Below are 26714 nucleotides of genomic sequence, written 5' to 3' on the forward strand. Positions count from 1 at the left end.
CGGGATCATGCTTCATGATAAAAAGAAGACAGTCGTTATCCAGAGTGCATCTTTTCAGTCAGAGCGAGCCATGCAAACAGAGCAGTCGTCACAGCGAACGGTTACACGGTTATGTATACAATGCGGACTATTTTTATTGCAACACGGAGCGGAAAGCGCGCTGGTTGACGAACTCTCTACCCGCCTCGGCCTGGCGCTTGGTATGGATAGCGTAGAAAGCGCCATCTCCTCTAATGCTATCGTCCTGACCACCATTAAAGACGGACAATGCCTGACATCGACCCGAAAAAATCAGGATCGCGGCATCAATATGCACGTCGTAACCGAAGTTCAGCACATCGTCATTTTGGCCGAGCATAAGCTGCTGGACGGCAAAGGCGTGGAGAAACGCTTTAGTCAGATTAAACCGCTGCGCTACCCTCGATGGCTGGTTTCATTGATGGTCGGCCTGTCCTGCGCCTGCTTTTGTAAGCTGAATAATGGCGGATGGGATGGGGCGGTTATTACCTTTTTTGCCAGCATGATTGCCATGTATATCCGCCAGATTCTGGCCTCTCGGCATTTGCATCCGCAAATTAACTTTTGCGTCACCGCTTTTGTCGCCACCACCATTTCCGGTCTGCTGCTGACGTTGCCGACGTTTAATCACACGCCGACGGTTGCCATGGCGGCCAGCGTGCTGCTGCTGGTTCCAGGTTTCCCATTGATTAACGCGGTCGCAGATATGTTTAAAGGGCACATAAATACCGGGCTGGCGCGCTGGGCCATTGCCAGCCTGCTCACGCTAGCAACCTGCGTTGGTGTAGTGATGTCGATGACTCTGTGGGGGTTACGCGGATGGGTGTAATTGATTTCATTTTTGCCCTGCTGCAGGACATGATCCTGTCTGCAATTCCGGCTGTCGGATTCGCCATGGTCTTTAACGTACCGCATCGGGCGCTCCCCTGGTGTGCCCTGCTCGGCGCGCTTGGGCACGGTTCACGCATGGTGATGATGACCGCGGGGCTCAATATCGAATGGTCAACCTTTATGGCATCATTAGTGATTGGCTGCATCGGGATCCAATGGTCACGCTGGTATCTGGCGCACCCGAAAGTCTTTACCGTCGCGGCAGTAATCCCCATGTTTCCGGGGATCTCCGCGTACACGGCGATGATCTCTGCGGTAAAAATCGGTCATTTCGGTTACAGCGAAGAGCTGATGATTACCCTGCTGACTAACTTCCTGAAAGCCTCGTCCATCGTGGGGGCTTTGTCCATCGGGCTTTCCGTACCTGGATTATGGCTGTATCGCAAACGCCCGCGCGTGTGACGGTGCACCTGCTTAATACCATAGCGGATGGGGAATCACCCTCATCCTGCTGCTCTCCTTCTTCTCTGTGTTACTATAAAAGCAGTCCCCTTCTCGGTTGTTGTTCAGTATTGAGAAACATTATGCCCTGTAAAATTTTGACTCCGGACGTCGTCGGTATTGACGCCTTATTACACGATCACCAGGCCGTGCTGGCAAAGTCAGCAGGTGGCGCAGTGGCCGTTTTCGCCAATAATGCGCCCGCGTTTTATGCCGTAACCCCTGCGCGTCTGGCCGAGCTACTGGCGCTCGAAGAGAAGCTGTCACGTCCGGGAAGCGATATCACGCTGGATGCGCAATTTTACGAAGAGCCGCAAGCGGCACCTGTTGCCGTACCGATGGGGAAATTTCCGATGTACGCTGACTGGCAGCCCGATGCTGACTTTCAGCGACAGGCCGCGCTATGGGGCATCGCGCTCAGAGAACCGGTCACCGCCGAAGAGCTGGCCGCGTTTGTGGCCTACTGGCAGGCAGAGGGCAAGATCTTTCACCATGTTCAGTGGCAGCAAAAACTCGCGCGTAGCGTACAAATTGGCCGGGCCAGCAATGGCGGAATGCCCAAACGTGATGTTAACAGTGTCAGCGAACCTGACAGTCATATTCCACCGGGTTTTAGAGGATAACGATGAAAAACGTTGGCGACCTGATGAAACGTCTGCAAAAAATGATGCCGCCCAATGTCGAGCCCGCATTCAAAACGGGCGAGGAACTGCTGGCGTGGCAAAAAGAACAAGGTGAAATTCATGCCGCGGCGCTGGCGCGCGAGAACCGGGCCATGAAAATGCAGCGCACGTTTAACCGCTCCGGTATCCGTCCGCTGCACCAGAACTGCTCGTTTGAGAACTATCGGGTCGAGTGCGAAGGACAAATGAATGCCCTGAGCAAAGCCCGTCAGTACGTCGAAGAGTTTGATGGCAATATCGCCAGCTTTATCTTCTCCGGCAAACCTGGCACCGGAAAAAACCATTTGGCTGCCGCTATCTGCAACGAACTGCTGCTGCGCGGCAAGTCAGTGCTGATCATTACCGTGGCAGACATTATGTCGGCAATGAAAGAGACGTTCAGCAATCGTGAAACCAGCGAAGAACAGCTGCTCAACGATCTCAGCAACGTAGATCTGCTGGTGATCGACGAGATCGGCATGCAGACCGAATCGCGCTATGAAAAAGTGATCATCAACCAGATCGTCGATCGCCGCTCTTCCTCCAAGCGACCGACCGGCATGCTGACAAACAGCAATATAGATGAAATGAACAAACTGCTGGGTGAGCGCGTGATGGATCGTATGCGACTCGGCAATAGCCTGTGGGTGATTTTTAACTGGGAAAGTTATCGCAGCCGGGTGACAGGCAAAGAGTATTGAGACCATTCCTAACATCAGCAGCGCTATACTGCGCTGAAAAGGCATAACACGAGTTACCTATAATGATAATGATGAAAGCAACAAAACGATTTCTGTGCTGTGCGGTTGCCGCCAGCACGCTGATCTCCACCAGCGTTTTCGCCGCCTCCTGGCAGGATTCACTCTCCAGCGCGGCTGGCGAACTGAGTAAGCAAACCTCTGGCTCTCAGAGCAGCAGCTCACTTTCTTCCCTGACCAGCCTGCTCGGCAGTAATCAGTCGCTCACGTCCAGCAGTATGAACAACGCAGCCGGGATTCTGGAATATTGTGCGAAACAGAAACTGGCTTCGGTCACCGATACCGAAAACGTCAAAAATCAGGTGCTGGATAAACTAGGCCTGGGCGCAACGGAGCAGAAAAAAGACACCAACTATCTGGACGGCATTCAGGGCATGCTCAATGCCAAAGATGGTCAACAGCTAAATCTGGATACGATTGGTAACAGCTCGCTGGCAAAGCAAGTCAAAACCAAGGCCTGCGATCTGGTGTTAAAACAGGGTATGAACTTCATTTCCTGATGCACAAATGCCGCGCACGGTTTTTCACAACCTGCGCGGTATCAATTTATGTCCCGCAAACATTCCTCAAAATAATCAGTAATCCCCTTCAACACCCTGCATATCTAAACCAATTCTGAATAACAACGTAATTAAATGTCACTACAATTGCAGCAATGTAACAACGCTATTACATTGTACTTTCCAGAAATGATTAGCCTGCCAGGTATTTACCCGGCTTACTGAGGATCGTCCGTTGTCTGAATTATTCTCCATCACTCTGTTTCTCGCGTCGGTGTTGATTTACGCTTGGAAAGCGGGTCGCAACACCTGGTGGTTTGCTGCCACGTTAACGGTGCTGGGGATTTTTATTGTCCTGAATATCACGCTGTATGCCAGCGACTATTTCACCGGCGACGGCATCAACGACGCAGTTCTGTACACGTTGACCAACAGTCTGACCGGCGCGGGCCTTGGCAAATATGTTCTGCCCGGCATTGGGATTGCACTGGCGCTGGCCACCGTGTTTGGCGCGCTGGGTTGGGTGCTTCGCCGTCGTCGCCACCATCCTCATCACGTGGGTTACAGCCTGCTGGCTCTGCTGCTGGCGCTGGCGTCGGTGGATGCCAGCCCGGCGTTTCATCAGATAACCGAACTGGTGAAATCCCAGTCGCGCGATGGCGACCCGGATTTTGCGGCGTATTACAAAGAGCCGTCAAAAACCATTCCCAACCCGAAGCTGAACCTGGTATATATCTACGGCGAAAGCCTGGAGCGCACCTATTTTAACAATGATGCATTCCCGGATCTGACCCCGGAGCTCGGGGCATTAAAAAACGAAGGGATGGATTTCAGCAATACTATGCAGCTGCCGGGAACGGATTACACCATCGCCGGCATGGTCGCTTCACAGTGCGGCATTCCGCTGTTTGCCCCGTTTGAAGGTAACGCCTCGGCATCAGTTTCCAGCTTCTTCCCAAACAATATTTGCCTGGGCGACATCCTGAAGAACTCCGGCTATCAAAACGTCTTTGTACAGGGCGCAAATCTGCGCTTTGCCGGGAAAGACGTGTTCCTGAAATCCCATGGTTTTGATCATCTGTACGGCGCTGAAGAGTTAAAAGGCGTAGTAGCGGACCCGGCCTATCGTAATGACTGGGGCTTTTACGACGATACCGTCCTCGATGAAGCGTGGAAAAAATTCGAAGAGCTTTCACAGTCTGGTCAACGTTTTTCACTGTTTACCCTGACGGTCGATACTCATCACCCGGATGGATTTATTTCGCGCACCTGCAACCGCAAACGCTATGACATCGATGGCAAAGCCAATCAGTCATTTAGCGCAGTCAGCTGTAGTCAGGAAAACATTGCCGCGTTTATTAATAAGATCAAAGCGTCACCGTGGTTTAAAGATACCGTTATTGTAGTGTCCTCCGATCATCTGGCGATGAACAACACCGCCTGGAAATACCTGAACAAGCAGGATCGCAACAACCTGTTCTTCGTGCTACGCGGCGACAAGCCGCAGCAGGATACGCTGGCGGTGAAACGCAACACGATGGATAACGGCGCGACCGTCCTGGATATTCTCGGCGGCGATAACTTTATCGGTCTAGGACGCAGTAGCTTGTCGAGCGAGTCCGTGTCAGAAGTATTCCTGAACATCAAAGAGAAAATGCTGGCCTGGAAGCCCGATATTATTCGCCTGTGGAATTTCCCCAAAGAGATGAAAGCATTCACCGTCGACACGGACAAAAGCATGATCGCGTTCTCCGGCAGTCACTTCCGCCTGCCGCTGCTGCTGCGCGTGTCGGAGCAACGCGTTGAGCCACTGCCGGAAAGTGAATACTCTGCCCCGCTGCGCTTCCAGCTGGCGGATTTCGCCCCGCGCGATAACTTTGTCTGGATAGACCGCTGCTACAAAATGGCCCAGCTGTGGGCACCGGAACTGGCGCTCTCCACCGACTGGTGTGTATCACAAGGGCAACTGGGCGGGCAGCAAATTGTACAACACGTCGATAAAGCCAAATGGCAAGGTAAAACCGCGTTTAAAGACACGGTGATCGACATGGAGCGCTACAAAGGTAACGTCGATACGCTGAAAATTGTTGATAACGATATTCGCTACAAGGCCGACAGCTTCGTCTTTAACGTGGCCGGCGCGCCAGAAGAGGTGAAACAATTTAGCGGGATTTCGCGCCCCGAATCCTGGGGGCGCTGGTCCAACGCGCAGCTGAGTGACGAGGTAAAGATCGAATACAACGCCCCGTTACCGAAGAAATTCGATCTGGTGATCACTGCCAAAGCGTTCGGTGACAACGCCAATCGTCCCATCCCGGTACGCATCGGCAACGAGGAACAAACGCTGGTGTTAAGCCATGACGTCAGCACCACCACGCTGCATTTTGATAACCCAGCAGACGCCGACACGCTGGTCATTATCCCACCCGATCCCGTCGCTACCAACGAGGGCAACATTCTGGGCCACTCTCCGCGTAAGCTGGGGATCGGAATGGTTGAAATCAAAATCGTGGACCTGCAAGGATAAAAAAACAGCGCCCAACACACCTCCGGGCGCTGCATGGCAACCTTATCAGAAGGTGATCACGCCCTTAATCAGTTCACGGTTGTTGATCACATCCCGCTCGTAGATCTCTGCAAGCGTGGCAAACGCGTAACGGTGAGTCAGCATCATGTCCGCCGTCAGCTTACCTTCCGACATCAGGCGACCGACTTTGGCAAAGTCTTCCGGCGTGGCGTTGCGACTGCCCATCATGGTGGTTTCTTTCTTGTGGAATTCTGGGTCAGAAAACTGCAAATCACCTTTGAACAGCCCAACAAACACAATGCTGCCGCCGTGACGAATCAAATTCACCGTGTTGTTCATTGCATGCTGATTCCCCGTCGCATCAATCACTTTTTGCGCCAGAGAACCGTCAAACTGCGCGCGTAGCTGCGCGTCAAAATCCTCAGCAGAGGGATCGATAACCGGTAATCCTAAGCGGGAGACTACATGCTCCCGCCTGGCGGGGCTGGTATCCGCCACCACCACCTGCGCACCATCGGCTTTGGCAATCGCCGCTGCGCCAAGACCAATCGGCCCCGCTCCCACCACCAGCACCTGCTCGCCAGGCACCACGGCAGCCCGACGCACAGCATGCGCACTGATGGCATACGGTTCGATCAGCGCCGCCGCCTGCGGATCAATGCCCTGCGCATCCAGCAAGTTGGTCTCCGGCACGGACAGGTATTCGCTGAAGCCCCCATCCTGGTGCACGCCAATCACCGAAATCTTCTCGCAGCAGTTGGTGCGCCCGCTCTGGCACGCCGGGCACTGTTGGCACGCAACGTAAGGAATAACCGCAACCTGCTGGCCTATTTCCAGATTTTGTATATTCCGCCCCAGACTGACAACTTCCCCACATATTTCATGGCCTAATACGCGTGGATAGCTGAAAAAAGGTTGATTGCCACCCCATGCATGAATATCGGTCCCACAAATCCCGACAGACTTTATTTTTATTAATGCTTCGCCATTACCCGGAATAGGTATATCACGTTCTTTCCAGACTAATTTTTTGGGTTCCTGGCAAATCAGTGTATTCATCGTAGACATGATTCTGCTCTCCTGTTTTTTTGTTGCCTCAGATATCGATGAAAATAAAAATACTGGCGCAAGCAGAAACATAATCTGTGAAACCCAACGCATAAAAATGTTTTAAATCGGGTTTTAATAGGTAAAAAGGAGACGCCATGAGCCGTTCACAGAATCTACGCCACAATGTGATTAACCAGATAATTGATGATATGGCGCGGGGTCATATTCCTTCCCCACTTCCTTCGCAAAGCGCGCTGGCAGAGATGTACAACATCAGCCGCACCACCGTGCGCCATATGCTGGGCCATTTAGCTGAATGCGGTGTGCTGACTCAGGTGGGTAGCCACTACGTAATCGTACGCAAACCGGATCATGACGACGGTTTTGATTGCACTACGGCCTCCATGGCTGAGCAAAATCGTATTTTTGAACAGGCCTTTTTCACTATGATTAACCAGCGCCAGTTGCGCGCAGGCGAAACGTTCTCCGAGCTGCAGCTTGCCAGAGCAGCGGGCGTCAGCCCGGTCGTTGTGCGGGAATACCTTTTAAAATTCGAACGTTACAACCTGATTAAAAACGAAAAACGCGGTCAGTGGAGCATGAAGCAGTTCGACCAGGCCTATGCCGAACAACTGTTCGAACTGCGCGAAATGCTGGAAACGCATTCTTTGCAACATTTCCTGAATCTGCCCGACAACGACCCGCGCTGGCTACAGGCCAAAACGCTGCTCGAGCGCCACCGGATGCTGCGCGACAGCATTGGCAGTAGCTTTCGTATGTTCTCGCAGTTAGACCGCGAGTTCCACGCCCTGCTGCTTTCCGCTGCTGATAATATCTTTTTCAATCAGTCACTTGAGATAATTTCTGTGATTTTCCACTTCCACTATCAGTGGGACGAAAGCGACCTCAAGCAGCGCAACATCATTGCCATCGATGAGCATATGACCATTCTCAGCGCGCTGATCTGCCGCAGCGACCTGGATGCCACCCTGGCACTCTGTAACCATTTGAATTCAGCCAAACAATCGATGATTCGCTCTATCAATCAAACCAGTGACAGCACCCATTAAGAACGGATAAAAAACAGCAAACCACTACCGGGAGCACGATTTTATAAAAATAAAAACGCCAGAAAAAACCTCTTGCCTATGCTCACGCTAAGTCGACTGCATTAAAAAAATTTCGTGAGCGGTGATGAATAACGTGATTTATCACTGGTATTTTTCAATACAGCACGGTCTGGCACCGTGTAAAAATAAATTATTGAGGTTCAGGAGTCCGGCGTGGAAAAAAATAATATTACCCTCGACCCGAGTTCTTCGTTTGGCACCTCGTCATCTGCGGATATTAATGTCCCGCCAGACGGCATGGTGCAACGCAGCAGTCGAATAAAACGTATTCAGACCACAGCAATGATTTTATTATTTTTTGCGGCGGTCATTAATTATCTCGACCGCAGTTCACTGTCAGTAGCTAACCTGACAATTCGTGAAGAACTGGGACTCAGCGCAACCGAAATCGGCATCCTGCTGTCCGTGTTCTCTCTCGCTTACGGTATTGCGCAACTGCCCTGCGGTCCGCTGCTGGATCGCAAAGGCCCGCGCATTATGCTGGGGCTAGGCATGTTTTTCTGGTCGCTGTTTCAGGCGATGTCCGGCATGGTACATACCTTCACTCAGTTTGTGCTGGTACGTATCGGGATGGGGATTGGTGAAGCGCCAATGAACCCGTGCGGCGTGAAGGTGATCAACGACTGGTTTAACATTAAAGAACGCGGCCGCCCGATGGGATTATTCAACGCAGCCTCAACGATTGGTGTCGCCATTAGCCCGCCGATTCTGGCCGCGATGATGCTGGTGATGGGCTGGCGCTGGATGTTTATCACTATCGGCGTACTGGGTATTTTCCTCGCCATCGGCTGGTACATGCTGTATCGCAACCGCGAGCAGATTGAACTGAGCGCCACCGAACAAGCGTACCTGAACGCCGGTAGCGTCAATGCCCGCCGCGATCCGCTGAGCTTTGCCGAATGGCGCAGCCTGTTCCGTAACCGTACCATGTGGGGCATGATGCTGGGCTTTAGCGGCATCAACTACACGGCATGGTTGTATCTGGCCTGGCTGCCGGGTTACCTGCAAACGTCCTATAACCTGGATTTAAAAAGTACCGGGCTCATGGCCGCGATCCCGTTCCTGTTTGGCGCAGCTGGCATGCTGATTAACGGTTTTGTCACCGACTGGCTGGTGAAAGGCGGCATGGCGCCGATTAAGAGTCGTAAGATTTGTATCATTGCCGGGATGTTCTGCTCTGCTGCATTTACCTTCGTGGTACCGCAGGCGACAACCTCAATGGCCGCCGTGTTACTGATTGGGATGGCGCTGTTCTGCATCCACTTCGCCGGCACGTCCTGCTGGGGTTTGATCCACGTCGCAGTGGCTTCCCGTATGACCGCGTCCGTGGGCAGTATTCAGAATTTTGCCAGCTTTATCTGTGCGTCGTTCGCACCGATTGTCACCGGATTTATCGTGGATACCACCAACTCTTTCCGTCTGGCGCTGATTATCTGTGGTTGCGTGACGATGGTAGGGGCGTTCGCTTATATCTTCCTGGTTCGCCAGCCGATTAGCGACCCGCGTCAGGAGTAATGACGTGTAGCCCGATAGCATCGGGCTACACATACCTTCCCGGTAAGCCGGATGAGCAATAGCACCATCCGGCATCACAGGCTTAGAACGTTTCCCAGTTCTCACCCGCATCCGTCGCCACGGCTTTACGCGGCTGGGTGGTTGTCGATGCCGGTTTTACGGCAGCAACATCACGCGGACGCTTTTGATCGTGCTGAATACGGAACACGGCAACGGCCTGGGTCAAACGGCTGGCTTGTTCTTCCAACGCCGCCGCGGCGGCAGCGGACTCTTCCACCAGCGAGGCGTTCTGTTGGGTTACACGATCCATCTCGGCAACGGCCAGACCGACCTGATCGATACCGCGGCTCTGCTCGTCAGATGCTGAGGCGATTTCCCCCATGATATCGGTCACGCGGGTCACCGCATTGACGATCTCATCCATGGTTTCACCGGCGCTTTCAACCAGCGTTGACCCGACATCCACGCGGCTGACCGAGTCTTCAATCAGGCTCTTGATCTCGCGCGCGGCCTGCGCACTGCGCTGGGCCAGGTTACGTACTTCACCGGCGACCACCGCAAATCCACGGCCCTGCTCACCTGCGCGTGCCGCTTCTACCGCGGCGTTCAACGCCAGAATGTTAGTCTGGAAGGCAATACCGTCGATCACGCTAATAATGTCGGCAATTTTCTGCGAACTGGAGGCAATGTCACGCATGGTTTGTACCACGTTATCCACCACTTTGCCGCCTTTCTGCGCCGTTTCAGAGGCACTCAGCGCCAGATGGCTGGCCTGACGGGCGTTTTCGGCGTTCTGCTTCACGGTTGCCGTCAACTCTTCCATGCTGGCCGCGGTTTCTTCCAGCGAAGCCGCCTGCTGCTCAGTACGTGACGAGAGATCGTTATTGCCCATCGCAATCTCGCTGGCACCGCTGTAAATGGCGTTAGCACCGTTACGCACATCACCCACGGTGCTCATCAACTCACTCTGCATGTGGCGCAGGCTCTCGGCCAGTTGCCCAATCTCGTTGGAGCCTTCCACGTCGATGCGCTTCACCAGGTCACCGCTGGCAATATGACGAATGCTGTCAATCAGGCGGTTCATCGGGGCGATCAGCGAGAACTTAATGCCAAACCAGACGGCGATAATGGCCGCCAGCACGGTAATCAGCACGCAAGCCAGCACCCACATCGCCTGGCTGTAAGAGCTGTTGTTATCTTCAACCGCAATGTCATACAGACGATCGTTCTGCTGCATGTAGTTCATATACTGCTTCTCAAAGCCATCCTGATAGCTTTGTGTCGGCTGATCAAAGAACGCATTGATCTTGCCGTCGCCCAGCAACTGGATCAGCTCCGCCAGCGCGCCGTGGTAAATGTCATAGGTACGATTGATCTCCTGGAACGCGGCTTCGCTTTGACGCGGATCGCGCGGCAGCGATTCATAGGTTGCCCAGTTTTTCTCAGTCATTTTCAGCGCAGTGCTCGCCACCTGCATCAGCTCCGCCACGGTGGCGCCGCTGCCGATATTGCTCTGATCCATCATGTAGCGGATCCCTGCCCTGTTCAGGGTATTTCGCGTTTGCAGCAGTTCAACCCAGGTCGCGTTCAGCGCAGACTGCTGCTGGCGAATGGTTTGCAGAACGGTAAAGTTCTCCTTGTCATTCTTCAGTGAATTAAAGAACAACCCGCCCGAGGCCAGTTGTAAAAGGCCAAACAGCGCCAATACCAGCAGTAAGCTGGTAACAATCTTCATTCGTTTTAACATGTTTTCTCTTTCCGCTAGACAGATGTCAGAATTTTCGGCCTGAAAAGAGAAAACTTTACGGAATTCGTGCTTCCTGAATCGATCGCAGCATCGACGAATCGTCGATACCGCCTTCCGTAAGGGCTCTAAAAGAGTTTTTTAGTGATCTCAATCACATAATCATCCCCATTTACCGCTCCCCGGAACCGCTCGCTGACACTTGGGACCGCTTAAGCTGACATATAACCACTCACATATTTACCTTACTTTACGCGCGTAATTCTCTGGCAAGATCCTCCCAACATAGCAGTCAACTTATCTCCTCAAACACACACTCAAACTCACGCGGCTTCGGCCAATTATTAATTAGATACCAGGTTTTACTATGGATACGAAAAAGTTATTCAAGCACATACCCTGGGTGATTCTCGGAATCATCGGTGCATTTTGCCTCTCGGTAGTGGCATTACGTCGGGGTGAACACATCAGCGCCCTGTGGATCGTGGTCGCCTCTGTCTCTGTTTATCTGGTGGCCTATCGTTACTACAGTCTGTACATCGCCCAGAAAGTGATGAAACTTGACCCCACGCGTGCCACGCCAGCGGTCATCAACAACGACGGTCTGAACTACGTCCCGACCAACCGTAACGTCCTGTTCGGTCACCACTTTGCTGCCATCGCCGGGGCAGGTCCGCTGGTTGGACCGGTACTGGCCGCGCAAATGGGCTACCTGCCTGGTACGCTGTGGTTGCTGGCGGGCGTGGTGCTGGCCGGTGCAGTGCAGGACTTCATGGTGCTGTTTATCTCTTCTCGTCGTAACGGCGCGTCTCTCGGTGAGATGATCAAAGAAGAGATGGGCCCGGTACCGGGAACCATCGCGCTGTTCGGCTGCTTCTTAATCATGATTATCATCCTGGCAGTGCTGGCGCTGATTGTGGTGAAAGCGCTGGCGGAAAGCCCGTGGGGTGTGTTCACCGTCTGCTCAACCGTACCGATCGCGCTGTTCATGGGGATCTACATGCGCTTCCTGCGCCCGGGACGTGTGGGCGAAGTGTCGGTGATTGGTATTGTTCTGTTGGTTGCCTCCATTTACTTCGGCGGCGTGATTGCCCACGACCCGTACTGGGGCCCGGCACTGACCTTTAAAGACACCACCATTACCTTTACGCTTATCGGCTACGCATTTATCTCTGCGCTGCTGCCGGTATGGCTGATCCTCGCCCCGCGCGACTATCTGGCCACCTTCCTGAAAATCGGCGTTATCGTTGGTCTGGCTGTCGGTATCGTTATCCTGAACCCAGAGCTGAAAATGCCGGCGATGACCCAGTACGTTGACGGTACCGGTCCGCTGTGGAAAGGGGCACTGTTCCCGTTCCTGTTCATCACCATCGCCTGTGGCGCGGTGTCTGGCTTCCACGCGCTGATCGCCTCCGGTACCACACCGAAGCTGCTGGCCTGTGAAACCGATGCGCGTTTCATTGGTTATGGCGCCATGCTGATGGAATCATTCGTCGCAATTATGGCGCTGGTTGCCGCCTCCATCATCGAACCGGGTCTGTACTTCGCGATGAACACCCCGCCTGCGGGCCTTGGCATCACTATGCCAAACCTGCATGAAATGGGTGGCGAGAACGCGCCGCTGATTATGGCGCAGCTGAAAGACGTGACCGCGCAGGCAGCGGCAACCGTCAGCTCCTGGGGCTTCGTGATTTCGCCTGAGCAGATCCTGCAAACCGCGAAAGACATTGGTGAACCGTCCGTTCTGAACCGCGCCGGTGGCGCACCGACGCTGGCTGTCGGTATCGCGCACGTGTTCCACAAAGTGCTGCCGATGGCTGACATGGGCTTCTGGTACCACTTCGGTATTCTGTTTGAAGCGCTGTTCATCCTGACCGCACTGGATGCCGGTACCCGTTCTGGCCGCTTTATGCTGCAAGATTTGCTGGGTAACTTCGTCCCGTTCCTGAAGAAAACCGACTCCCTGGTTGCCGGTGTTGTGGGTACTGCGGGCTGCGTAGGCCTGTGGGGCTACTTGCTGTATCAAGGCGTGGTTGACCCGCTGGGCGGCGTGAAGAGCCTGTGGCCACTGTTCGGTATCTCTAACCAGATGCTAGCCGCTGTGGCGCTGGTTCTCGGCACCGTGGTACTGGTTAAAATGCAGCGCACCAAATACATCTGGGTCACCGTGGTTCCGGCCGTATGGCTGCTGATCTGCACCACCTGGGCGCTGGGTCTGAAACTGTTCAGCACCAACCCGCAGATGGAAGGCTTCTTCTTCATGGCAAGTCAGTACAAAGAGAAGATTGCTAACGGCGGTGAACTGACCGCGCAGCAGATTGCCAACATGAACCATATCGTCATCAACAACTACACCAACGCAGGCCTGAGTATTCTGTTCCTGGTGGTGGTGTACAGCATCATTTTCTACGGGTTCCGTACCTGGCAGAAAGCCCGCGCCATCAACGGCCGCTCTGATAAAGAGACGCCGTATGTACCGGTGCCGGAAGGCGGCGTGAAGACCTCTTCACACCACTAACCTGATGCCGGGAGGCGCGCAGCGATCCCGGCCTACAGAATGCAGTTAACGTAGGCCGGATAAGGCGCAAGCCGCCATCCGGCTTTATTCATTAACAGGACGGCAGAATGTTTGGTACTTTAGGTCAGGCAAAAAAGTATCTCGGTCAGGCGGCAAAAATGCTGATTGGTATTCCGGACTACGACAACTACGTCGAGCATATGAAGACCAACCATCCCGATAAGCCGTACATGACCTACGAAGAATTCTTCCGCGAGCGCCAGGAAGCCCGCTACGGTAGCGGCGGAAGCAGTTGCTGTTAGAAGGAGAAATGAATGACCCCGATTGCAGTCACCCTACTCACCGGTTTTCTCGGCGCGGGTAAAACCACCCTGCTGCGCCATATTCTCAACGAGCAGCACGGTTACAAAATTGCCGTTATCGAAAACGAATTCGGCGAAGTCTCGGTGGACGATCAGCTAATTGGCGACCGCGCCACGCAGATCAAAACCCTGACCAACGGCTGCATCTGCTGCACCCGCTCCAGTGAACTGGAAGACGCCTTGTTAGACCTGCTCGACAACCTCGACAAGGGGGCGATCGATTTTGACCGTCTGGTGATTGAGTGCACCGGCATGGCCGATCCCGGCCCGATTATTCAGACCTTTTTCTCCCATGAAGTGATTTGCGAACGCTACCTGCTGGACGGCGTGATCGCACTGGTTGACGCGGTGCACGCCGACGAACAGATGAAGCAGTTCACCATCGCCCAGTCGCAGGTTGGCTACGCCGACCGCATCCTGCTGACCAAAACCGACGTAGCAGGTGAAAGCGAGAAACTGCGTGAGCGCCTGGCGCGCATCAACGCCCGCGCGCCGGTGTATACCGTCACTCATGGCGACATCGACCTCGCGCAGCTGTTCGACACCAACGGTTTTATGCTGGAAGAGAACGTGGTCAGCGCCAAACCGCGTTTCCACTTTATCGCCGACAAACAAAACGATATCTCCTCGATCGTCGTCGAACTGGATTACCCGGTGAATATCAGCGACGTGTCCAGGGTGATGGAAAACCTGCTGCTGGAATCTGCCGAGAAACTATTGCGTTACAAAGGCATGTTGTGGATCGAAGGCGAACCCAACCGCCTGCTGTTCCAGGGCGTTCAGCGCCTGTACAGCGCCGACTGGGACCGCCCGTGGGGCGACGAACAGCCGCACAGCCAGCTGGTGTTTATCGGTATTAACCTGCCGGAAGACGAAATTCGGGCGGCATTTGCGGGCTTGAAGAAGTAATCCCTGCTGATTTGCCCGGTGGCGCTACGCTTACCGGGCCTACAAAGCCTTCTCCCGTAGACCGGATAAGGCGCAGCCGCCATCCGGCACTCACAACCTCGGTATAGGGCTATTTCTTGTTTTGCTCTCTCAGCATAGCCTCGCGCAAAATAGCATTTAGCCGCGTCTGGTAACCCTTCCCGGGACGCTTTAACCACTCCATCACATCGGCATCAATGCGCACCGATGCCTGAGTTTTCAACGGACGGAAAAACGTACCGCGATTAGCCTCTGACCACTGCTCATCTTCGGTCACCGGAATGTCTCTGTAATCAATATCATCATCCGGTTTATTCGCCAGCGCCTTCAGTTCCGCCTCATGCTGAGCACTCAGCGCGGATGCGCTGCCACGTTTATGTTTAATCATGCTCATAACGATTCCTCTCTTTACGATCTGCCTTTCTGGCACTGATGATACGAATGACTTCAAAGCCACTTTCAAACCTAACGCTATGGGCAACCAGAATAACCACAATGCCATGAACAAGACCGATGGTCTGCCACCGGTACTCACCGTTCTCATAACGATCCTGTCTGGACAAATGCCGGGGATCGTCGAAAACGAGTACCGCGTCCTCAAAGCGAACACCATGTTTACGGTGGTTACTTTGTGCCTTGTTTGCATCCCACTCAAACTCCATTGGCATGTATTTTATCCCTAATTGTATATACAAAAATGTATCTACAATTATCTTACGATTATACCTGGATTGTTGGAAATAGCTTCACAACTTGACGATCAGGGATTAAATTTTGTAGGCTGGATAAGGCGGTTACGCCGCCATCCGGCACTGACAGCCTCTGTCGATGAAAGAACAATTACTCCACCTGATCGCGTCGCAGCCCGACATCCTTTAGCCGCTCATCGCTCATCTGTTGCAATACGCGCCGCGTTTGCGCCCGCAGATGCCAGCGTTTAATCGCCCTCCAGACCTGCACCAAACCAATAAATGGCTGCTTTGCTCTGTTCTCATGAAATTCCATACCCGCCTCCCCGTCTTATCTGAGACGTTATCTTCGCGGATCCAGGGGGATACAATACAGATTCACAAAGTACTTTTATTTAACATACAGATTGGTTAAAAAGGATCCTGAATCGCCTTTTTCACGCCAGTCTGTACGGGTTTTTTGATCTGTATGGTACCCATGAGGGATACAGCATGACGCGTTACCAATATCTGGCCAGTCTGCTGGCCGAACGCATTGAGCAGGGACTGTATCGCCATGGCGAAAAGCTGCCGTCGGTGCGCAGCCTGAGTCAGGAACATGGGGTCAGCATCAGCACCGTACAGCAGGCATATCAGATGCTGGAACAGCGACAGCTGATCACCCCGCAGCCGCGCTCTGGCTATTTTGTCGCCCCGCGTAAAGCACAGCCGCCGGTGCCGCCAATGTCGCGTCCGGTACAGCGTCCGGTGAAGATAACCCAGTGGGATCAGGTGCTGGACATGCTGGCAGGTCACGCAGACACATCAATCGTCCCTTTCAGCAGCGGCGTTCCCGATATTAATCAACCCAGCCTGAAACCGCTGTGGCGCGAGTTAAGCCGCGTGGCGCAGCATAATCTGCGCGCGGTGCTGGGTTACGACGAGCTGCCCGGCTGTCGGGAACTGCGCCAACAGATAGCCCGGCTGATGCTGGACGGCGGTTCGGTGGTCAGTGCGGACGATATCGTAATCACCAGCGGCAGCCAGAGCGGAATGTCGCTGGCGCTGCTGACGGTCTGCCAGCGCGGCGATATCGTCGCTGTGGAATCCCCCGCCTATTACGGCACCATGCAGCTGCTACGCGGTCTTGGCATCAAAGTGATTGAGATCCCGACCGATCCGGATACCGGGATCAGTATTGAAGCCCTGGAACTGGCGCTGGATCAGTGGCCGATTAAAGGGGTGCTGCTGGTTCCCAACTGCAATAATCCCCTCGGATTTATTATGCCGGATGCCCGCAAGCGAGCGGTACTCGCCCTCGCCCAGCGTCACGACATTGTGATTTTCGAAGATGATGTGTATGGCGAACTGGCTACAGAGTATCCGCGCCCGCGCACGATCCACTCCTGGGATATCGACGGTCGGGTGCTGCTGTGCAGCTCATTTACCAAATCTGTGGCACCGGGTCTGCGCGTGGGTTGGGTGGTTCCGGGTCGCTATCATGACAAACTGCTGCACATGAAATACGCCGTCATCGGCACCAGCGTTCCCGCCACGCAGCTGGCGGCGGCAACCTTTGTGCGCGAGGGTCATTATCATCGCCATGTCCGGCGCATGCGCCAGATCTACCAGCGCAATATGGAAATCTACACCTGCTGGGTACGAGAATACTTCCCCTGTGGGATCTGCGTCACCCGACCAAAAGGCGGCTTTATGCTGTGGGTCGAATTGCCACCACTGGTCGACATGGTCTGCGTCGCCAAACAGCTCTGCCGCCTGAAAATCCAGGTCGCGCCAGGTTCGCTGTTCTCGGCGTCAGGAAAGTATCGCAACTGCGTACGCATCAACTGCGCACTGCCACCAGACGAAAAGCACCGGGAAGTGATGCAGAAACTCGGAGAGGCGGTGATGGTGGCGATAGAGTAAATCGGCACACCCGGCTTCGCCTCTATCTAATGGCTTAAACCCTGGATATCCTCAGCGGACAGTCGGGTAATTTTTTGTATCGTGTTGATATCGATACCGTCGGTCAACATGGTGCGGGCAATACGCAATGCTTCATCACGCCGCCCCTCCATCAGCCCTTCCTGTTTACCTTCCTGTTTATCTTCCTGTTTGCCTTCCTGCCATCCTTTTTTAAATCCCGCCTCATGCAATCTGTCCGCGATCGTCATCAAATGCTCCTTATGTTGCGGTGAACGTTCGGCAATCGCACTGATAAACGTATTGAAGCGAGGTGCATCACCGGTTCGCAAAATATAATTAAACAGCGTCTTGAGCTGGCTGTCATTAGTGGACCCGGTAACTAACAGAGAAACAATGTTCTCGACCAATCCCATAAGATCGCGCTGACGGATATGTTTTTGTATTAATTCCAGCAGCGCCATACGGCGATGCTGCACAATCTCATCGTCCGGAATAACTGTAATATCGACCAGCGGAAACGCTGCGGCATAAAGCCGACGAGCCAATGTTGGATTGGCAAATTCATCCAGCCAGCACAGTGACCAGGGATACGGACTTTTAGCGCCGTGATAAAACAGCATCGGCACCACCAGCGGTAATTGCGGGTGTCCGGCATCTAAATGTTTTTGCATGGCCGCTATCGCATAGCGCATCAACCTGAACGCCATATGCGCATCCGGTGTACTCTGATGTTCAATCACTACGTAAATATATCCATCCCCTTCCGTCGTTTTCAGCGACCACAGCACATCGGAGTAATACGCGCGTAAATCCCCCTCAATAAAACTGTCAGACTCGAGCTTTAGTGTCTGCAGGTCACATATTTCGCGTAACGCATCAGGGAGATGAATCTGTAGAAAATCCCGGGCAGTCTCCGGATGACGTAAAAATGTTTTAAAGACCGCATCATGCGGGGTTGAGGTCGGTGTTTTTTGCATGGAGATCCATCGTCCGAGGAAAAAGATGGCGCGACTATAACGGTTAAATTTATGACTCTCATTCAACACGTTTTATGTCTGCGAGGCACTATCCACAGTAAATACCGCCCTCTGCAAGGCAGACATTTTCTCAGAACACTCCCCGCAAAAACGCGTTTGCTTACGCGCCCATTCGCATTACACTGCGGATGTCTATTTTCCATTCAACTGACGCCACCCGAGGTGCGATCTCGCTATTCCCGTTGAGGGTTTTCTCCCGACAAGGAGCTGTTTTATGCAACGGATTTTCGCGTTTTTCTCGCAACGCGCCACGACGCTGTTTTTCCCCATCGCGCTGATTCTGTACGACTTCGCCGCCTACCTGTCAACGGACCTGATCCAACCCGGCATCATTAATGTCGTGCGGGATTTCAACGCCGATGTCAGCCTGGCACCGGCTGCGGTTAGCCTGTATCTGGCGGGTGGGATGGCGCTACAGTGGTTGTTAGGTCCGCTTTCCGATCGAATTGGTCGCCGACCGGTGCTAATTACCGGCGCGCTCATCTTCACCCTTGCCTGCGCGGCTACACTGTTCACCACCTCAATGACGCAGTTTCTGATTGCACGCGTTGTGCAGGGCACCAGCATCTGCTTTATCGCCACCGTCGGCTACGTCACGGTGCAGGAGGCATTTGGCCAGACAAAGGCCATCAAGCTGATGGCCATCATCACCTCCATTGTGCTGGTGGCACCGGTAATTGGCCCGCTCTCCGGGGCAGCGCTGATGCACTTTGTCCACTGGAAGGTTCTGTTTGCCATCATTGCCGCGATGGGCCTGGTCGCCTTTATTGGCCTGCTGCTGGCGATGCCGGAAACGGTGCAGCGCGGCTCGGTGCCGTTCAGCGCACGCGGCGTACTGCGGGATTTTCGCGATGTATTTCGCAACCGGGTGTTCCTGTTTGGGGCCGCCACGCTATCGCTGAGCTACATCCCGATGATGAGCTGGGTGGCGGTATCGCCGGTGATCCTGATCGACGCGGGTGGCATGACCACCTCGCAGTTTGCCTGGGCGCAGGCTCCAGTATTTGGGGCGGTTATCGTCGCTAATATGGTGGTGGTGCGATTTGTGAAGGACCCGACAAGGCCGCGCTTTGTCTGGCGGGCGGCACCTGTCCAATTGAGCGGGCTGGCGATACTGATTGGTGGCAATTTACTCTGGCCGCACGTCTGGCTGTGGTCGGTGCTGGGCACCAGTCTGTATGCATTTGGTATCGGGATGATTTTCCCGACGCTGTTCCGTTTTACGCTGTTTTCCAACAACCTGCCGAAGGGCACGGTCTCCGCATCGCTGAATATGGTGATCCTGACGGTAATGGCGGTTTCTGTCGAAATTGGGCGCTGGCTGTGGTTTAACGGCGGCAGGATTTCGTTTCACCTGTTGGCGGTTGTCGCAGGTATTGTCGTGGTATTCACGCTCGCCGGATTGTTGAAGCGGGTACGTCAGCACGAGGCCACGACGTTAGCCACGGAAAACTAACCTGCCATGCTTATCCGGCCTACGCCATCGTGGTAGGCCGGATAAGGTGCTGGCACCGCATCCGGCATTTATCACATCACATTACGCGATACGCGCGAACCCGGCGTCCAGATCGGCAATCAAATCACCGACATCTTCCAGGCCAATATGCACCCTGACCAGCGTGCCGCTGAAGTCGACATCCCCGGCCGGGCGAATGCTGTTCAGCTCCTCCGGCTGGTTAGCCAGAATCAGCGACTCGAATCCGCCCCACGAATAGGCCATATGGAACAGTGAGAAGTTATCGAGGAAATTCGCCATCTGTTCATCAGTCAGGCGCTTTTTCAGGATAAACGAGAACAGGCCCGAGCTACCGGCAAAGTCGCGCTGAAAATACTCATGGCCCGGACACTCCGGTAACGCCGGATGGTTCACCCGCGCCACCTCCGGTCTTGCCGACAGCCAGCGGGCAATATGGATACTGCTTTCCTGATGCTGTTTCAGACGTACCGCCAGCGTGCGCAGTCCGCGGCTGCCGTTGTACGCCGTGTCGGCATCCAGCGTTTGCCCCATCAGATACGAGTTCTCACGCAGACGATCCCAGCAGCGGGCGTTGGACACCGCCGTGCCCAGCATGCCGTCCGAGTGACCAATGGTGTATTTCGTCCCCGCCTGAATGGAAATATCCACGCCGAAATCCAGCGCCTTAAACAGCACGCCCGCCGCCCAGGTGTTGTCGATCATGATGACGATGTCCGGGTTCACTGCGCGGATCGCCTTCACCATTCCCGGCACGTCCTGGACTTCCATGGTGATTGAACTGGGCGATTCCAGAAACACCACTTTCGTCTCAGGGCGCAGAAAATCGACGATACCTGCGCCAATCAGCGGATCGTAATAGGTGGTTTCCACGTTGAATTTACTCAGGATCTTATTACAGAAATCCTGGGTTGGCTCATAGGCCGCGCCGGTCATCAGGATATGATCGCCGCTTTGTACAAACGCCAGAATCGCATTGGTAACCGCCGCGGCCCCGCACGGGTACAGCGCACAGCCCGCACCGCCTTCCAGCTCGCTCATCGCCTTCTGAAAAGCGAAGTGGGTATAGGTACCGCGACGACCATAAAACAGTTCCCCGTTAGCGCGATTGGCGGTGGCGAATTTTTTATCCTTCACGGTATCAAACACCAGCGAAGAAGCGCGTTGGATAACCGGATTCACCGCCCCCTGGGTGTAACGTTTGTCACGTCCGGCGACGACCAGCTGGGTTTCAATCTTCATTGCGTCTTTCATAACATCTCCTGTTTCTTAATCCGTGTGCAAACCTATACCGCAGCGGCGGTCGTGTTGATTTCAGCGTCGTTCTGCTTTTTTCCAGCAAACCGCTCAACAATTTGTGCCGCGTTCAAATCATGGATCACGTTGATAAGCGTGGCGGGCGCATCGGTAATCGTACCCAGCACCACCAGCATCGGGATCGCTTCCATCGGCAACCCGAGCGTGGTGACAATAAAGATCTCACCCAGAAACGCGCCGCCCGGTACGCCGCCGACGATAATGGCCGAGAGCACGGCAATCAGCATGGTCAGGAAGAAGGTCTCGGTGGTGAACGGCATGCCGAGCACGGAATAGATAAAGACAATTTTCAGCGCGGCAATCATCGCCACGCCGCCTTTGTTCAGGTTAACCAATAACGGAATAGAGACATCGACGATTTCCGGGTTAATCCCCATCGCCTTACCGGCGCGCAGCGTGACAGGTAACGTGCCCAGTGAAGAACAGGTTCCCAGCGCGGTGGCGGAAGGTTCAATCGCATTACGCCAGAAGGCTCTGACCGCCGGAACACCGCCGCCAATATACGAATAGAGAATTGAGCCGAAAACAAAGTAGACCAGCGTGGCGACCATAAACAGGCCAATGGCGCGGGCAAAGGTTAACAGCAGCGCGGAATCCTGGCTGGCCATGGTCGCAGCGAAATAGCAACCAAGACCAATCGGCGCCACTTTCATAATGATAGAGACGATCTTCATGATCACGGTATTGGCATCTTCCAGCAGTGACGCAATGCGTTTCCCCGCCTGATCTGATTGCCCAATCGCCACACCGGCAATGATCGCCATGACGATCAGCGCCAGAATATTGGACTTCGAAAACAGTCCGATAAAATCATTGGTGGTGATCATGCTGACAAAATCCATCTTGCCACTGCCCGCCTGCACGGACTGCGAGAGATCGATAGTGACGCCCTGCGCCGGGTTGTACCATAGCGCCAGCGCCACAATCCCGGCAGCCGGAATAAAGGCCATCGCGATCGAAACAATAAAGATAATCGCCATAATGCGTCCCAGCCTTTTCAGGTCGGTCATACTGGCGATAGAAGACATGACGCTGATCCCCACCAACGGCACGATGATCATAAATAACAGGTTTAAGAATATCTGACCGACTGGCTGGAGTGTGCTGGCAAACGTCGGGGCATAAATACCTAATAAGCCGCCAATAACCAGAGCAAATAATAAAATAATCGACGATCTGTAGGGTTCGAGTCGTGACCACATAATGGGTACCTTTTAAATTATATAATTTTTAATGAGACTACATTCACAACTTGATGCGTTTCTGGCCTGCCTCCTTATATTTTGTGATGCAACTCACTTAACCTGTTATTTTTTCATTTTGCCAGCGAGTTGTTTCCTGTGATTCAATAGTTGCATGTTTAAAATGCGAATGTAACGGCCTATTCGTACCGTTTTTGCAAATCACTTGTGAATTAAAGGAAATTATGGGTACGCCGATTTCACTCAAGCATTTGGAATTTTTCGTCAAAATCGTTGACTGCGGAGGGTTATCGGAGGCCGCCGCACAGCTCAACGTCTCGCCTTCCGCGGTAAGCAAAAGCCTGACGGCAATGGAAGACACGCTGGGGACAACGTTAATTAAACGCACCACCCGCAGTATTACCCTGACCGATGCCGGGCAATATTTATTTAACCGCGCCAATAAGCTACTGACAGAGTTTGATGAAACGCTGAATACTACCTCCGGTTATTACCACAGCCCGCAGGGCGAATTACGCATCACCTGTTCCATTGCCTTTGGTTATTCGCGACTGGTAAACCTGGTGGATAAATATCGTACCCAGTTCCCGGATGTGAATCTGTACATCGATCTCAACGATAACTTCGTCAATCTGAACGAAACCGATTTCGACATCGCCCTGCGCATCTCCACCGCGCCGCCGCAGAATTACGCCATGCGTAAACTGGTCCCCATCCGCTGGGCGTACTGCGCGTCGCCGGGATACCTCGCAAAAAAAGGGATGCCCCAGCGTCGCAGCGACTTGGTGAATCATGATTGCCTGGTTTACCCCGGCCTCACGCCAGTGCTTAAAGTGGCAGACGAGCAGGATCGTTTGCACCAATTGAAGCTGCATATGCCGATCCAGGCCAACAGCAGCCTGGTGTTATTGAAGTCGGTGTTAGAAGATCAGGGCGTGGCGTATTTACCCACCTATCTGATTGGCGATCATATTCAAAAAGAAGAGGTCACGCCGCTGATGCTCGACGGCACCATCACCTGTGAAACCCACGCCCTGTATGCGCTGTATTTTCCCAGCAAGTACAGTAATCCGAAGGTACGGTCGTTTATCGATTTTCTGGTGGCGGAACTCGGTCCGTTACCCGCGTGGGACAACTGGATCCCAGGATAAGATCATTCAGTCTAAAAATGGGAGGCGTGCCACAATTTTTGCACGTTCCCCCCGTCTGGCTCTATCCTTAAGTCTATGAATAAAATTGCTGAACTCAAACGCGCCAAGCGACTGGCGCTCTCTCTGCTGCTGATTGCTGCCGCGACCTTCGTCATCACGTTGTTTCTGCCACCCAACTTCTGGGTGCTCGGGATCAAAGCGATTGCCGAAGCGGCGATGGTAGGTGCGCTGGCGGACTGGTTCGCCGTGGTCGCGCTTTTTCGCCGGGTACCGATCCCGTTTATCTCGCGCCATACGGCGATTATCCCGCGTAATAAAGACCGCATCGGCGAAAACCTGGGTCAGTTCGTGCAGGAAAAATTCCTCGACACCCAGTCACTGGTGGCGCTGATTCGCCGCCATGAACCGGCGCTGCTCATTGGCAACTGGTTCAGCCAACCGGAAAATGCCCGGCGCATCGGCCAGCATCTGCTGCAGATCATGAGCGGATTTCTCGAACTGACCGACGACGCCCGCATCCAGCGGCTGATCAAACGCGCGGTGCATAAGGCTATCGACAAGGTCGATCTCTCCGGCACTAGCGCATTAATGCTGGAAAGCATGACCAAAAACAACCGCCACCAGGTGCTGCTCGACACGCTGATTACGCAGCTGATCGCCCTGCTACAGCGCGACAGTTCGCGGGCGTTTATCGCCCAGCAGATTGTGCGCTGGCTGGAGACCGAACATCCGCTCAAAGCGAAGATCCTGCCAACCGAATGGCTCGGTGAACACAGCGCCGAGCTGGTCTCTGATGCGGTCAACTCCCTGCTGGATGACATCAGTCACGATCGGGCGCATCAGATCCGCCACGCCTTCGATCGCGCCACGTTGAACCTGATCGATAAGCTCAAACACGATCCTGACATGGCCGCACGTGCAGAAAGCCTCAAAAGCTACCTGAAAGAGGACGAAGCCTTTAACCGCTATCTCGGCGAGTTGTGGGCGGATCTGCGTCAGTGGGTGAAAACCGACATTAACGCCGATGATTCTCGCGTGAAACAACGCATTGCCAGCGCCGGACAGTGGTTTGGCGAAACGCTGGTTGCCGATGGTGCCCTGCGTGCGTCGCTGAATGAACACCTGGAGCAGGCTGCGAAAAAAGTCGCACCGGAGTTCGCTACCTTCCTGACGCGCCACATCAGCGACACCGTCAAAAGCTGGGATGCACGGGAGATGTCGCAACAAATTGAGCTCAACATCGGCAAAGATTTGCAGTTTATTCGCGTCAACGGCACGCTGGTTGGCGGTTCTATCGGGCTGGTGTTATATCTGTTGTCGCAACTACCGTCTCTGCTCACGCTGCCGAATTTTTAAGGAGAAAAAATGGCTGAAATCACCCTGTCATCCGCGGAGCGCGATCGCCTGCGCAACGAACTGGAAACGTATTGCAGCGACCACTTCGATCTCGACCTTGAGCAGTTCGATGCCGAGTTCTTTATTGATTTTATTATCGAAAAACTGGGACCTGCGTTTTACAACGCCGGTATTGAAGAGGCGATCCGCACCCATATCGCCTACAGCGAACGGATCCAGGAAGAAATGGACCTGAAGAAAATCCTCTGACGGTAACCTCGCATCATTTAACTTTAAATTATCATTTGCATATGTAATATAACAAATATCCACATAACAGCGTGAAGTGAGCGTCTGCATGCCGCAGGGAAGTCCTGGTTCAAATCATCATTCCATCCGCATCGCGCTGTTTGGCCTGCTGGTCTTGACGCTGGGCATGGGGATTGGCCGCTTTCTGTATACGCCAATGCTGCCGGTGCTGCTGACTGAAGGTCAGTTTACCTTTAGCCAACTCTCGTGGATTGCCAGCGCCAACTACGCCGGGTATCTGGCAGGCAGCCTGCTGTTTTCCTTCGCCTTGTTCCACCAGCCCTCACGCCTGCGTCCGATGCTATTAGCGTCTGCGCTCGCGACCACCGGACTTATCCTGGCGATGGCGTTTTTTACCCAGCCCGCACTGATGATGGCGATCCGCTTTCTGGCAGGTGTCGCCAGTGCCGGTATGATGATCTTTGGTTCGATGGTGGTTCTGCAGCATACCCGTCATCCGTTTGTGATTGCGGCCCTGTTCTCCGGCGTCGGGACCGGCATTTTTCTCGGTAATGAGTATGTCATCGCTGGTTTACGCTTTGCGCTGTCATCGCATACGCTGTGGCTGGGTGCCGGAGTCCTTTCTGGCTTACTCCTTCTGCTGCTGGTCGTGCTGCTCCCCTCTCGTGACCGCGTGCTGCCCGCCGTACCACTGGCAAAATCCGCGCATCAACCGATGTCATGGTGGCTGCTGGCGTTGCTTTACGGGCTGGCCGGTTTTGGCTACATCATTGTCGCCACTTACCTGCCGCTGATGGCGAAAAATGCCGGTTCGCCACTGCTGACCGTACACCTGTGGTCGCTGGTTGGCATCGCAATCATTCCGGGGTGTTTCGGCTGGCTATGGGCGGCGAAACGTTGGGGAGTCCTGCAATGCCTGACAGCCAATCTGCTGACCCAAAGCGCCTGCGTGGTGTTAACACTTGCCAGCGACTCGTTGTTCCTGCTGGTTCTCAGCAGTATCGGTTTTGGCGCAACCTTTATGGGAACCACCTCACTGGTGATGCCGCTCGCCCGCCAACTCAGCGTGCCGCGAAACATTAACCTATTGGGACTGGTGACGCTGACGTACGGCATTGGGCAAATTCTCGGGCCGCTATTAACCAGCCTGCTGGGAAGCGGTGCTGTCGCCATTATCAACGCTACGCTGTGTGGTGCAGCGGCGCTATTTTTTGCTGCACTGATTAGTGCAGTACAATGCTATAAACAGCGTTCTCTTACACCTAAGGAAGGTGCGAACAAGTTCCTGATA

Annotated in this window: 25 protein-coding genes; 17 read left to right on the top strand and 8 right to left on the bottom strand. The window is 53.9% G+C overall.

All coding sequences use genetic code 11. The annotated features are described in order from the left end of the window. Nucleotides 1-70: 70 nt before the first annotated feature. The 6 genes from FDW88_RS03795 (at nucleotide 71) to opgB (ending at nucleotide 5797) form a co-directional block, all read left to right on the top strand. Entirely contained in the window at nucleotides 71-847 is a 777-nt protein-coding gene (locus FDW88_RS03795; RefSeq protein WP_138140550.1) for a threonine/serine exporter ThrE family protein, read from the top strand. Beyond that, nucleotides 838-1311 (top strand): threonine/serine exporter, encoded by a 474-nt coding sequence (locus tag FDW88_RS03800; protein WP_137362049.1) that lies wholly within the window; start codon nucleotides 838-840, stop codon nucleotides 1309-1311. The genes FDW88_RS03795 and FDW88_RS03800 overlap by 10 nt, the downstream gene beginning before the upstream one ends. Nucleotides 1312-1433: 122 nt before the next feature. Next, nucleotides 1434-1973, top strand: coding sequence for a primosomal protein DnaT (dnaT, locus tag FDW88_RS03805; RefSeq protein WP_096758422.1), 540 nt, complete (start codon nucleotides 1434-1436; stop codon nucleotides 1971-1973). 2 nt (nucleotides 1974-1975) lie between these two features. Beyond that, nucleotides 1976-2713: a DNA replication protein DnaC gene (dnaC, locus tag FDW88_RS03810; protein WP_096758423.1), complete on the top strand. Its 738-nt coding sequence runs from the start codon at nucleotides 1976-1978 to the stop codon at nucleotides 2711-2713. A gap of 68 nt (nucleotides 2714-2781) precedes the next feature. Beyond that, a complete protein-coding gene (locus FDW88_RS03815) occupies nucleotides 2782-3270 on the top strand; it encodes a DUF2501 domain-containing protein (RefSeq protein WP_115259538.1) in 489 nt (162 codons plus the stop codon). A 235-nt stretch (nucleotides 3271-3505) separates the two neighbouring features. Further along, a complete protein-coding gene (opgB, locus tag FDW88_RS03820; RefSeq protein WP_137362050.1) occupies nucleotides 3506-5797 on the top strand; it encodes a phosphatidylglycerol--membrane-oligosaccharide glycerophosphotransferase in 2292 nt (763 codons plus the stop codon). A gap of 45 nt (nucleotides 5798-5842) precedes the next feature. On the opposite strand, the gene FDW88_RS03825 is transcribed toward opgB, so the two are convergent. Then, entirely contained in the window at nucleotides 5843-6865 is a 1023-nt protein-coding gene (locus tag FDW88_RS03825; RefSeq protein ID WP_096758426.1) for a zinc-binding alcohol dehydrogenase family protein, read from the bottom strand. A gap of 137 nt (nucleotides 6866-7002) precedes the next feature. Here FDW88_RS03825 and FDW88_RS03830 point away from each other — a divergent pair, with 137 nt between their 5' ends. Then, a complete protein-coding gene (locus tag FDW88_RS03830; RefSeq protein WP_096758427.1) occupies nucleotides 7003-7917 on the top strand; it encodes a GntR family transcriptional regulator in 915 nt (304 codons plus the stop codon). A 213-nt stretch (nucleotides 7918-8130) separates the two neighbouring features. Continuing rightward, complete coding sequence (locus FDW88_RS03835; RefSeq protein ID WP_096758428.1) at nucleotides 8131-9492, top strand: MFS transporter; 1362 nt, start codon at nucleotides 8131-8133, stop codon at nucleotides 9490-9492. 82 nt (nucleotides 9493-9574) lie between these two features. Here the strand turns inward: FDW88_RS03835 and tsr are convergent, their stop codons facing one another. Continuing rightward, nucleotides 9575-11239, bottom strand: a complete 1665-nt coding sequence (gene tsr / locus FDW88_RS03840) for a methyl-accepting chemotaxis protein (protein ID WP_115259543.1) — start codon at nucleotides 11237-11239, stop codon at nucleotides 9575-9577. Nucleotides 11240-11603: 364 nt separating this feature from the next. On the opposite strand from tsr, the gene btsT reads away from it, so the two are divergent. The 3 genes from btsT (at nucleotide 11604) to yjiA (ending at nucleotide 15025) form a co-directional block, all read left to right on the top strand. Then, a complete protein-coding gene (btsT, locus tag FDW88_RS03845) occupies nucleotides 11604-13754 on the top strand; it encodes a pyruvate/proton symporter BtsT (RefSeq protein WP_096758430.1) in 2151 nt (716 codons plus the stop codon). 107 nt (nucleotides 13755-13861) lie between these two features. Next, nucleotides 13862-14056, top strand: a complete 195-nt coding sequence (locus tag FDW88_RS03850) for a YbdD/YjiX family protein (RefSeq protein ID WP_003830038.1) — start codon at nucleotides 13862-13864, stop codon at nucleotides 14054-14056. Between the two features lie 12 nt (nucleotides 14057-14068). Beyond that, on the top strand, nucleotides 14069-15025 hold the full coding sequence (yjiA, locus tag FDW88_RS03855; protein WP_137362051.1) for a GTPase: 957 nt from the start codon (nucleotides 14069-14071) through the stop codon (nucleotides 15023-15025). Between the two features lie 109 nt (nucleotides 15026-15134). On the opposite strand, the gene FDW88_RS03865 is transcribed toward yjiA, so the two are convergent. The 3 genes from FDW88_RS03865 to FDW88_RS03875 form a co-directional block, all read right to left on the bottom strand. After that, nucleotides 15135-15437: a BrnA antitoxin family protein gene (locus FDW88_RS03865; RefSeq protein WP_137362052.1), complete on the bottom strand. Its 303-nt coding sequence runs from the start codon at nucleotides 15435-15437 to the stop codon at nucleotides 15135-15137. Further along, nucleotides 15424-15711, bottom strand: coding sequence for a BrnT family toxin (locus FDW88_RS03870; protein WP_117342369.1), 288 nt, complete (start codon nucleotides 15709-15711; stop codon nucleotides 15424-15426). Before FDW88_RS03870 ends, FDW88_RS03865 begins: the two co-directional genes overlap by 14 nt. Nucleotides 15712-15883: 172 nt before the next feature. Further along, entirely contained in the window at nucleotides 15884-16048 is a 165-nt protein-coding gene (locus FDW88_RS03875) for a DUF1127 domain-containing protein (RefSeq protein ID WP_117342370.1), read from the bottom strand. A 176-nt stretch (nucleotides 16049-16224) separates the two neighbouring features. Here FDW88_RS03875 and FDW88_RS03880 point away from each other — a divergent pair, with 176 nt between their 5' ends. Then, nucleotides 16225-17637, top strand: a complete 1413-nt coding sequence (locus FDW88_RS03880; RefSeq protein ID WP_137362053.1) for a PLP-dependent aminotransferase family protein — start codon at nucleotides 16225-16227, stop codon at nucleotides 17635-17637. 26 nt (nucleotides 17638-17663) lie between these two features. Here the strand turns inward: FDW88_RS03880 and FDW88_RS03885 are convergent, their stop codons facing one another. Further along, complete coding sequence (locus tag FDW88_RS03885; protein WP_137362054.1) at nucleotides 17664-18614, bottom strand: Rpn family recombination-promoting nuclease/putative transposase; 951 nt, start codon at nucleotides 18612-18614, stop codon at nucleotides 17664-17666. A gap of 274 nt (nucleotides 18615-18888) precedes the next feature. Here FDW88_RS03885 and mdtM point away from each other — a divergent pair, with 274 nt between their 5' ends. Continuing rightward, on the top strand, nucleotides 18889-20130 hold the full coding sequence (mdtM, locus tag FDW88_RS03890) for a multidrug efflux MFS transporter MdtM (protein ID WP_137362055.1): 1242 nt from the start codon (nucleotides 18889-18891) through the stop codon (nucleotides 20128-20130). Between the two features lie 81 nt (nucleotides 20131-20211). Here mdtM and metC read toward each other — a convergent pair whose 3' ends face one another. Further along, nucleotides 20212-21402 (bottom strand): cystathionine beta-lyase, encoded by a 1191-nt coding sequence (metC, locus tag FDW88_RS03895; RefSeq protein ID WP_117342374.1) that lies wholly within the window; start codon nucleotides 21400-21402, stop codon nucleotides 20212-20214. A gap of 32 nt (nucleotides 21403-21434) precedes the next feature. After that, nucleotides 21435-22667, bottom strand: a complete 1233-nt coding sequence (locus FDW88_RS03900; RefSeq protein WP_137362056.1) for a dicarboxylate/amino acid:cation symporter — start codon at nucleotides 22665-22667, stop codon at nucleotides 21435-21437. A gap of 224 nt (nucleotides 22668-22891) precedes the next feature. Here FDW88_RS03900 and FDW88_RS03905 point away from each other — a divergent pair, with 224 nt between their 5' ends. The 4 genes from FDW88_RS03905 to FDW88_RS03920 form a co-directional block, all read left to right on the top strand. Continuing rightward, on the top strand, nucleotides 22892-23818 hold the full coding sequence (locus tag FDW88_RS03905) for a LysR family transcriptional regulator (RefSeq protein ID WP_115259548.1): 927 nt from the start codon (nucleotides 22892-22894) through the stop codon (nucleotides 23816-23818). A 75-nt stretch (nucleotides 23819-23893) separates the two neighbouring features. After that, a complete protein-coding gene (locus tag FDW88_RS03910; protein ID WP_115259549.1) occupies nucleotides 23894-25174 on the top strand; it encodes a DUF445 domain-containing protein in 1281 nt (426 codons plus the stop codon). 9 nt (nucleotides 25175-25183) lie between these two features. Further along, on the top strand, nucleotides 25184-25423 hold the full coding sequence (locus FDW88_RS03915; RefSeq protein ID WP_115259550.1) for a DUF2164 domain-containing protein: 240 nt from the start codon (nucleotides 25184-25186) through the stop codon (nucleotides 25421-25423). An 88-nt stretch (nucleotides 25424-25511) separates the two neighbouring features. Continuing rightward, nucleotides 25512-26714 (top strand): MFS transporter (locus tag FDW88_RS03920; protein WP_137362057.1); only part of this gene is annotated, 1203 nt, incomplete at its 3' end.

This window comes from Citrobacter sp. wls829 (assembly GCF_005280825.1).
GTDB lineage: Bacteria > Pseudomonadota > Gammaproteobacteria > Enterobacterales > Enterobacteriaceae > Citrobacter > Citrobacter gillenii.

What these genes read in the sequence shown, in the direction of transcription:
- dnaT (WP_096758422.1), top strand. Translation starts at nt 1,434, where the DNA reads ATGCCCTGTAAAATTTTGACTCCGGACGTCGTCGGTATTGACGCCTTA.
- FDW88_RS03910 (WP_115259549.1), top strand. Translation starts at nt 23,894, where the DNA reads ATGAATAAAATTGCTGAACTCAAACGCGCCAAGCGACTGGCGCTCTCT.
- mdtM (WP_137362055.1), top strand. Translation starts at nt 18,889, where the DNA reads ATGCAACGGATTTTCGCGTTTTTCTCGCAACGCGCCACGACGCTGTTT.
- FDW88_RS03885 (WP_137362054.1), bottom strand. Translation starts at nt 18,614, where the DNA reads ATGCAAAAAACACCGACCTCAACCCCGCATGATGCGGTCTTTAAAACA.
- FDW88_RS03795 (WP_138140550.1), top strand. Translation starts at nt 71, where the DNA reads ATGCAAACAGAGCAGTCGTCACAGCGAACGGTTACACGGTTATGTATA.
- tsr (WP_115259543.1), bottom strand. Translation starts at nt 11,239, where the DNA reads ATGTTAAAACGAATGAAGATTGTTACCAGCTTACTGCTGGTATTGGCG.
- FDW88_RS03875 (WP_117342370.1), bottom strand. Translation starts at nt 16,048, where the DNA reads ATGGAATTTCATGAGAACAGAGCAAAGCAGCCATTTATTGGTTTGGTG.
- FDW88_RS03850 (WP_003830038.1), top strand. Translation starts at nt 13,862, where the DNA reads ATGTTTGGTACTTTAGGTCAGGCAAAAAAGTATCTCGGTCAGGCGGCA.
- FDW88_RS03915 (WP_115259550.1), top strand. Translation starts at nt 25,184, where the DNA reads ATGGCTGAAATCACCCTGTCATCCGCGGAGCGCGATCGCCTGCGCAAC.
- FDW88_RS03900 (WP_137362056.1), bottom strand. Translation starts at nt 22,667, where the DNA reads ATGTGGTCACGACTCGAACCCTACAGATCGTCGATTATTTTATTATTT.
- FDW88_RS03800 (WP_137362049.1), top strand. Translation starts at nt 838, where the DNA reads ATGGGTGTAATTGATTTCATTTTTGCCCTGCTGCAGGACATGATCCTG.
- yjiA (WP_137362051.1), top strand. Translation starts at nt 14,069, where the DNA reads ATGACCCCGATTGCAGTCACCCTACTCACCGGTTTTCTCGGCGCGGGT.
- metC (WP_117342374.1), bottom strand. Translation starts at nt 21,402, where the DNA reads ATGAAAGACGCAATGAAGATTGAAACCCAGCTGGTCGTCGCCGGACGT.
- FDW88_RS03825 (WP_096758426.1), bottom strand. Translation starts at nt 6,865, where the DNA reads ATGTCTACGATGAATACACTGATTTGCCAGGAACCCAAAAAATTAGTC.
- FDW88_RS03880 (WP_137362053.1), top strand. Translation starts at nt 16,225, where the DNA reads ATGACGCGTTACCAATATCTGGCCAGTCTGCTGGCCGAACGCATTGAG.
- btsT (WP_096758430.1), top strand. Translation starts at nt 11,604, where the DNA reads ATGGATACGAAAAAGTTATTCAAGCACATACCCTGGGTGATTCTCGGA.
- FDW88_RS03905 (WP_115259548.1), top strand. Translation starts at nt 22,892, where the DNA reads ATGGGTACGCCGATTTCACTCAAGCATTTGGAATTTTTCGTCAAAATC.
- FDW88_RS03865 (WP_137362052.1), bottom strand. Translation starts at nt 15,437, where the DNA reads ATGAGCATGATTAAACATAAACGTGGCAGCGCATCCGCGCTGAGTGCT.
- dnaC (WP_096758423.1), top strand. Translation starts at nt 1,976, where the DNA reads ATGAAAAACGTTGGCGACCTGATGAAACGTCTGCAAAAAATGATGCCG.
- FDW88_RS03830 (WP_096758427.1), top strand. Translation starts at nt 7,003, where the DNA reads ATGAGCCGTTCACAGAATCTACGCCACAATGTGATTAACCAGATAATT.
- FDW88_RS03815 (WP_115259538.1), top strand. Translation starts at nt 2,782, where the DNA reads ATGATGAAAGCAACAAAACGATTTCTGTGCTGTGCGGTTGCCGCCAGC.
- FDW88_RS03870 (WP_117342369.1), bottom strand. Translation starts at nt 15,711, where the DNA reads ATGCCAATGGAGTTTGAGTGGGATGCAAACAAGGCACAAAGTAACCAC.